Genomic DNA, 7206 nt, shown 5'->3' with positions numbered 1-7206 from the left:
CTCCCACGGCGTCGTCGTCCCGCACGGCTCCGACGACAGCCGTGCGCTCGTCGCCTACGTGAGCCCGACGCCGCAGTGGCTCGACGACGCCGCCCGCGAACAGAACGCCACACTCCTGGATCAGTGGCAGCGGGTCTTCGAGGACCAGTACGCCGGGACCGGCGACGTTGCCGCCGACGACCTCAACCTGGCGGGCTGGGACAGCAGTTACACCGGCATACCCGTGCCCGAAGCAGGCATGCTCGAGTGGATCGACGGCACCGTCCGGCGCATCGCCGAGATGCGGCCGCGGCGCCTGCTGGAGATCGGCTGCGGCACCGGCCTGCTCCTGTTCCGCTACGCGGACGCCTGCGAGTCGGTGCACGCCTTCGATCTGTCCGCCTCGGCGCTCGCCGATGTCCGCCGGGGTGTGGAACGCCGCGGCTGGAGCCACGTCACCCTGGAGCAGGGAGACGCACTGTCGGTGGGCCGGCTTGCCCGGCGGACCTTCGACACGATCGTGCTCAACTCCGTTGCGCAGTACTTCCCGAACCGGGTCTACCTGGAGGAGGCGATCGCCCGGATGCTGCCGCTTCTGGAGGACGGCGGCCGCATCTTCATCGGCGACGTACGCAACCTCGACTTGCTCCCAGCCCACCTGGGCGCGGTCGAACGCAGCCGCGCCGCAGGCCGCACCACGGTCGGGGCGCTCGTCGAACAGGTGCGTCGCCGCCGCCGGCAGGAGAGCGAACTGCTCCTGAGCCCCACCTACTTCGACCGCCTCGCGGAGCGCTTCCCCGAGCTGGGCGGCTACGACCTCATGGCCAAGCGCGGCGTCGAGGACAACGAGATGTCCGCCTACCGCTACGACGTCGTCCTGACCAAGGGGACGGCTGCCCCCGTCGAGCCCCTGACGTGGCTGGAGGCCGACACCGCGGACCATCTGCGCGCCCTCCTGGAGAACGGCGCCCCGGACCGCTTCGGTGTCAGCGGCGTGCGCAACCCCCGGGTCGCCGACGACGTACGCGTCAGTGAGGGACTGACCCGCTGGTCGTCCTCCCACGAAGTCGACCCGCTTCCCGGTGGCGTCCGACTCGCGGAACAAGTCACCGACGAAGTGGGGGAGTTGGAGGCCGCATTGCTGCGTGCGGAAGAGCTCGGCTACCGGGTGGCGGCCACCTGGTCGCAGGACCGGTTGGACGGCCTCGATCTGGTCTTCGGCCGGGACGCTCTGCCGCCGGTCCGGGCCCGCGCCCCCTACCGCCAGGCGCATCTGGCGAACTTCCCGCGGATCGGCGACCTGGGTCCCTCGGTGGCCCGCACGCTCAAGGAGCACCTGTCCGCGCGGCTGCCGCAGTACATGCTGCCCAGCGTGTTCATGCTCCTCGAAGAGCTGCCCATCACCCCCAACGGAAAGGTCGACAAGCGGGCGCTGCCCGCCCCGGACGAGGGCGCTGTGGCCAAGGAGGCCTACGCCGCGCCGCGCACCGAGGCCCAGCGGACCCTGTGCCGCGTCCTCGAGGAGGTGCTCGCGGTCAGCCGTGTCGGCATGGAGGACAGCTTCTTCGCGCTCGGCGGGCACTCCCTCCTGGCCGTGCGGCTCAACCTGCGTGTGCGCCAGGAGACGGGCCGCGAGCTGCCGCTGCAGTTGATCCTCACGGGCGCCACCGTGACCGAGATGGCCGCGGCGATGGAGGAGGAGCCGTCCGCCGCCGAAGCCGTGCCGCTCGTGCCGGCCGTGCCCGTCGGGGAAGGCGAAGAGGTACCGCTCTCGCTCCAGCAGAACGACCTGTGGTTCCTCGGCCACCCGGAGCACCTGGAGGCCTCGTACGACAATGCGCAGATGGCCCACCGGCTGACGGGACGCCTCGACCGCGACGCCTTCGCGCGCGCCGTCCAGGCCCTTGTCGCACGACACGCGGTGCTGCGCACCGGCTACGTACGCCGCGACGGGAACGTCGTGCAGCGCGTCAACAACGCCACCGGCTTCGAGGCGACCGTCACCGAGCCGGTCTCCGGGGAGGATGCCCTCGCCGAGTGGCTGCGGGACGAACGCGCCCGCCCCTTCGTGCCGGAGGGACCGTACGCGGTCCGGATCCACCTGGTGCCGGTCGCGGACGACGAGCACGTCGTCGTGCTCACCCGCCCCTGGGGTGTCTTCGACGGTTGGTCGCTGACCATCGTGCTGAGCGAACTCATGGTCCTGTACGGCGCGTCGAGCCGGGGCGGGCTGCCGGAGCTGCCGGAACTGCCGCTCCAGTACGCCGACTACGCCCGCTGGCAGCGCGAAGTGCTGGACGGTGTGCTGCTCGACCGCCAACGCGATTACTGGAAGCGCCAGTTGGACGGCCTGCCCGCCTGTCTGCCGCTGCGCACCGACCACCCGCGTCGGCCGGTGAAGTCCTATCAGGGCGCCAAGGTCGCGTTCGATGTCCCGCAGTCCGTGCTCGCGCGGCTCAAGCGGCTGGGCCAGGAACGCGACGTGACACTGTACATGACCCTGCTGTCGGCGTTCGCCGTGCTCCTGGGCGGTCACGCGGACGACCGCGAGCTGGCCATCGGCTCGCCCGTCACCAACCGGCCGCGAGCCGAACTGGAGCAAGTGGTCGGCTACTTCGTCAACACGGTGGTGATCCGCCTCGGTGTCGCACCGGACCGTGTCTTCACCGACCTCCTCGCCCAGACCAGGCAGGTCACGGGGGAGGCCCACGAACACAAGGACCTGCCCTTCGCCGAACTGGCCGGGGACTTGGTGCCGGAGGCCGATCCATCGTACTCCCCACTGTTCCAGGTGATGTTCAACCTGGTGCCGAACCCGGCCGCAGCCGCCGGCGAGGGCGAAGCGGCGGACCTGGCGGTGAGCCCCGTCGCCGCGGACCCCGGTCCGGCGAAGTACGACCTCAACCTGACCGTCCTGGAGACGGACTCCGGACTGCGGGGCCAACTGGAATACAGCACCGACCTGTTCACGCGGGACACCGCTGAGCGGATGGCGCGGACGTACGAGCTGCTGCTGCGGGAGATCGCGGCGGACCCCGCGGCGGAGCTGGCCCGGCTGCGGGCGCGGGCGCACGCAACCCCCGACGCGGACCCGACCGCATGACGAGTCACCCGCACCACCCGGAACAGGTACGGCCTGAAGGGGAAGCAGACATGTCCACGAGTGACCAGGCCGGGCGTGCGGTCGCCGTCGTCGGTCTGTCCTGCAGGGTCCCGGGCGCCGATGACCTCGACGCGTTCTGGGAGTTGCTGCGCGACGGCGTGGACGCGATCACCGAAGTACCGGCCGGGCGGTGGGCCCTCGACGCGATCCCCGACGACGCACCCGGCTTCGAAGGCGTGCGCCGCGGCGGATTCCTGGACCGCGTCGCCGACTTCGACAGCGGCTTCTTCGGCATCTCGCCGCGTGAGGCCGAGGCGATGGACCCGCGCCAGCGCCTGGCCCTCGAGCTGAGCTGGACGGCACTCGAACACGCCGCCATCGTGCCGCAGACCCTGCGCGGCCGCAGGGCCGCGGTGTTCCTCGGGGCCACCGGCGACGACTACGCCACGCTGGTCCACCGGCATGGCGGGGACGCCGTGTCCCACCACTCGATGGCGGGCCTGAGCCGCGCAGTGATCGCCAACCGCGTGTCCTACCAGCTCGGCCTGCGCGGTCCCAGCCTCACCGTGGATGCGGCGCAGTCCTCGTCCCTGGTCGCCGTCCACCTGGCCTGCGAGAGCCTGCTGTCCGGCGCCGCCACGCTGGCCCTGGCCGGCGGCGTCCACCTGAATCTGGCGCCGCACGGCACGCTCGCCTTCGCGAGGGCGGGCGCCCTGTCCCCGGACGGGCGCTGCTACACCTTCGACGCGCGCGCCAACGGCACGGTGCGCGGCGAGGGCGGCGGGATGGTCGTCCTCAAGCGCCTGACCGACGCCGTCGCCGACGGCGACACCGTCCACTGCGTCCTGCTCGGCAGCGCCGTCAACAACGACGGCGGCGGCGAGGGCCTCACCGTCCCCGACGGCGAGGCCCAGCAGGAACTCCTGCACAGCGCCTACGCCCAGGCGTCCGCGGAACCGGCCCGGGTGCGGTACGTCGAGCTGCACGGCACCGGCACGCGAGCGGGCGACCCGATTGAGGCGGCGGCGCTGGGAGCCGTGCTCGGCCGGAACAGGCCCGACACGGAGCCGCTCCTCGTCGGCTCGGTGAAGACCAACATCGGGCATCTGGACGGCGCAGCGGGCGTGATCGGGCTGATCAAGGTCGCCCTCTCGCTGCGGAACGGAACCCTGCCGTCCAGCCTCAACTACGCCGAGCCCAACCCGGCGATCCCCATGGACCGGCTCAAGCTCCGGGTCAACGACACGGCAGGGCCCTGGCCTCGGGGCCCGCGGCTCGCGGGCGTCAGCTCGTTCGGCGTGGGCGGCACCAACTGCCACGTGGTGGTCGGTGAGGCCCCCGCCGCGCCCGCCCAGGACCAAGGCCGCGCACAGGCCGGGCCGCGTGCGGTGCCCGTCGTGGTGTCGGGCAGCAGCAGGGCCGCGCTGCGGGCGCAGGCACGACAGCTCCACGCGCGCGTGGAGGCCGACCTGGACCTGCGTCCTGTGGACGTCGGATACGCGGCGGCGACCACCCGGTCGGTGTTCGCGCACCGCGGTGTCGTCGTCGCCGCGGACCGCGCCGCGCTCCTGGACGGGCTGGCCGCCCTCGCCGCGGGCGAGCCGTCGCCCCACGTGGTGGAGGGCGCGGCGGGTTCCGCGTCCGGCGTCGTGTGGGCATTCCCCGGACAGGGCCCGCAGTGGGCCGGCATGGCCCTGGACCTGTGGGACTCCCTGCCGGTCTTCGCCGCGCGGATGGACACGTGCGCGCGGCTGCTCGACGACCTGGTGGAGTGGTCGCTGCGGGACGCGCTCGCCGACGAGGACGCGCTGCTGCGCATGGACGTGATGCAGCCCGCGCTGTTCGCGGTGCAGGTGTCCCTGGCCGAGGTGTGGCGCGCGGCCGGAGTCGTCCCTGCCGCCGTGGTCGGCCACTCCCAGGGTGAGATCACGGCCGCCTGCGCGGCGGGGATCATGCCCGTGGCGGACGGCATGCGGCTCATGGCCGAGCGCAGCCGTGTCATCGCCGACCGGCTCTCCGGCCGGGGCGCCATGGCGCTCGTCGAGATGACGGCGGCGGACGTCGGGGCGGCCATCGAGGACGGTGTCTGGGAGCGGGTCTCGATCGGCGCCGTGAACGGCCCGAAGGCGGTCGTCGTCTCCGGCCCGGTCGACGCGGTGGACGCGGTGCTGGCCGACTGCCGCGCCCGTGACGTCCGCGCCCGACGCGTCCCCATCGACTACGCCTCGCACTCGCCGCACGTGGCGGAGATCCGCGACGAGGTCCTGCAGGCGGCCGCGCATGTCACCACCCAGGACAGCCATGTCGCCTTCTACTCCACCGTCACCGGCGGCCGACTCGACACGTCCCGCCTGGACGCCGCGTACTGGTACCGGAACCTGCGCGAACCGGTACGCCTCGAAGACGCCGTACGGGCCCTGGCCCTGGACGGCCACCGGGTATTCGTGGAGGCCAGCCCGCACCCCGTGCTGACGATGGCCGTCCAGGCCACCGTCGACACCGTTCAGGGCGCCGCCGGCACGGTGGTGCAGGGCACGCTGCGGCGTGCCGAGGACGGCCTGCGGAGGCTGCTCCTGTCCCTGGCCGCGCTGCACGTGCGGGGCGTCACCGTGGACTGGCGGCCGGTGTTCGAGGACACCGGCGCCGGCGCCGTGGAGCTGCCCACCTACGCCTTCCAGCGCAGCACCCACTGGATCGCCGCCGAGGCAACCGCGTTTCCCGTGCGGGAGGCGGCCGCACCGGCGCCCGCCTCACCCCAGGACGCCGCCGGCGCCGAGGCCCCCGCCATGGGGGAGCAGGATCTGCGCACACTGATCCACTCCCAGGCGGCGGCCGTCCTCGGGCACACCGACCCGCGGACGGTCGCGGCGGACCGCACATTCAAGGAGACCGGTTTCGACTCGGTCACCGCGGTGGAGCTCAGCACCCGGCTGAGCCAGGCGACCGGACTGCGGCTCGCCACCACGCTCGTCTACGACCACCCCACCCCGGCCGCGCTCCTGCGCCACCTCACCGAGGAACTCGCGGGAGACGCCCCGGACACCCCCGGGCCCGCCCAGGGCCCCGCACCGGACGGCGACTTGGTCGCGATCGTGGGCATGAGCTGTCGGCTGCCCGGCGGTGTGAGCTCCCCCGAGGATCTGTGGAGGCTGGTCCGCGACGGGGTGGACGCGATCTCGCCGTTTCCCGAGGACCGAGGCTGGGACGTGGCGCCGGAGGCGACCGGCCAGGTTCGCAGCGGCGGATTCCTCTACGACGCACCGGACTTCGACGCCGACTTCTTCCGGATCAGCCCGCGCGAGGCCCGCGCGATGGACCCGCAGCAGCGGCTGCTCCTCGAAGCCTCGTGGGAGGCCCTTGAGCGCTCCGGGATCGACCCCGAGTCCCTGCGCCACAGCCGGACGGCCGTCTTCATGGGCGTATCCGACCAGTCGTACGTCCCTCCGCTGCACGAGGTGCCCGACAGCTTCGGCGGCTACGCCCTGACCGGCGGTCTACCGAGTGTGGCCTCCGGCCGTATCGCCTACACCTTCGGGTTCGAGGGCCCCGCGGTGACGGTGGACACGGCGTGTTCGTCGTCGCTGGTGTCGCTGCATCTGGCGGCGGCTTCGCTGCGGTCGGGGGAGAGCTCGCTGGCCCTGGCGGGCGGGGCCGAAGTGATGTCCACACCCGGGATGTTCGTGGAGTTCTCCCGCCAGAACGGCCTCTCGGCGGACGGCCGGTGCAAGGCGTTCTCGGACACGGCCGACGGCACGGGCTGGTCGGAGGGCGTCGGTGTGCTGGTCCTGGAGCGCCTGTCGGACGCGCGCCGCAACGGCCACCAGGTCCTGGCCGTCCTGCGCGGCTCCGCCATCAACCAGGACGGCGCGTCCAACGGGCTCTCTGCCCCGAACGGCCCCTCGCAGGAGCGGGTGATCCGCGACGCGTTGGCGCAGGCGGGCCTGTCGACGTCGGACGTGGACGCCGTGGAGGCGCACGGGACGGGAACGACGCTGGGCGACCCCATCGAGGCGCGGGCGCTCCTGGCGACGTACGGACAGGGCCGGGACGCCGAACTGCCGCTGTGGCTCGGGTCGTTGAAGTCGAACATCGGGCATACGCAGGCCGCCGCAGGCGTGGCGGGG

At 72.8% G+C, this 7206-nt stretch carries 2 protein-coding genes; both read left to right on the top strand.

Features of this window, described 5'->3' with window-relative positions; genetic code table 11:
- The coding region (locus tag QR77_RS00080) for a condensation domain-containing protein (protein WP_150130528.1) at positions 1-3082 on the top strand (3082 nt) is incomplete at its 5' end.
- Between the two features lie 50 nt (positions 3083-3132).
- The coding region (locus QR77_RS00075) for a type I polyketide synthase (RefSeq protein WP_040019093.1) at positions 3133-7206 on the top strand (4074 nt) is incomplete at its 3' end.

Source organism: Streptomyces sp. 150FB, assembly GCF_000818195.1.
Taxonomy (GTDB): Bacteria; Actinomycetota; Actinomycetes; order Streptomycetales; family Streptomycetaceae; genus Streptomyces.
The sequence above is the reverse complement of the archived record's forward strand: the minus strand, read 5'-3'. Positions and strand labels throughout refer to the sequence as shown.